Origin of the sequence: Clostridium sp. SM-530-WT-3G (assembly GCF_012843905.1) — a bacterium.
Lineage (GTDB): Bacteria > Bacillota > Clostridia > Clostridiales > Clostridiaceae > Clostridium.
This window is the reverse complement of the sequence record NZ_JABAGC010000095.1, coordinates 1-863: the sequence shown is the minus strand read 5'-3', so window position 1 is coordinate 863 and position 863 is coordinate 1. Positions and strand designations below refer to the sequence as shown.

At 32.6% G+C, this 863-nt stretch carries 1 protein-coding gene; it reads left to right on the top strand.

Features of this window, described 5'->3' with window-relative positions; translation table 11 throughout:
• Positions 1 to 778 (top strand): reverse transcriptase domain-containing protein (locus tag HF850_RS15370; RefSeq protein ID WP_169106284.1); only part of this gene is annotated, 778 nt, incomplete at its 5' end.
• Positions 779 to 863: the final 85 nt, after the last annotated feature.

Below are 863 nucleotides of genomic sequence, written 5' to 3'. Positions count from 1 at the left end.
CATGAAAGCTGTAGAATTACATACAGACGAAAAATGGTTGAAACTTTATATAAGAAGATGGCTTAAAACACCTTTTGCAACAAAGGAAGGAATGCTTACAGAAAGAAAATCCGGTACTCCGCAAGGAGGTGTCATAAGTCCAGTATTAGCAAATATATTTTTACATTATGCTTTTGATGTATGGATGGAAAGAAATTACCCAATAGCTCCTTTTGCTAGATATGCAGACGATGCTATCATACATTGTAAATCTGAAAAGGAAGCAAAAGAAATAAAAGAAGCTTTAAATCAGAGAATGAAACAATGTAAATTAGAATTACATCCAGACAAAACAAGAATTGTTTATTGCAAAGATGAAGACAGAACGGAAGATTATCCTATAACTCAATTTGATTTCTTAGGATATACATATAAGGCTGTATATATTAAATGTAAAGATGGAAAGTTAAGAAACAATTTCATAGCTTCAGCAAGTCAAAAAGCGTGTAAAAATTTAAGAGATAAGATTAAAGAATTAAAATTACATAAGATGTCTGGAAGCAGTATAAACATTATTGCAAAATCAATAAATCCAATCGTCAGAGGATGGATAAATTACTTTGGTAAATACAATGTATCAGCACTTAAGTACACTATTAAATGTATAGAGAGTAGGATAGTAAGGTGGGCTATGAATAAATACAAGCACTTCCGTGGGCGTAGGCAACGAGCCGAAAAATGGCTCTCAGAATTAAGAAATAGAGAGCCGAAATTATTTTCACATTGGAGCTATAGATAAATTGATATTGTTGAATGATAAGAGCCGTATGAAAGGAGACTTTCACGTACGGTTCTGTGAGAAGTTTGAGGTGCAATTCCTCTTA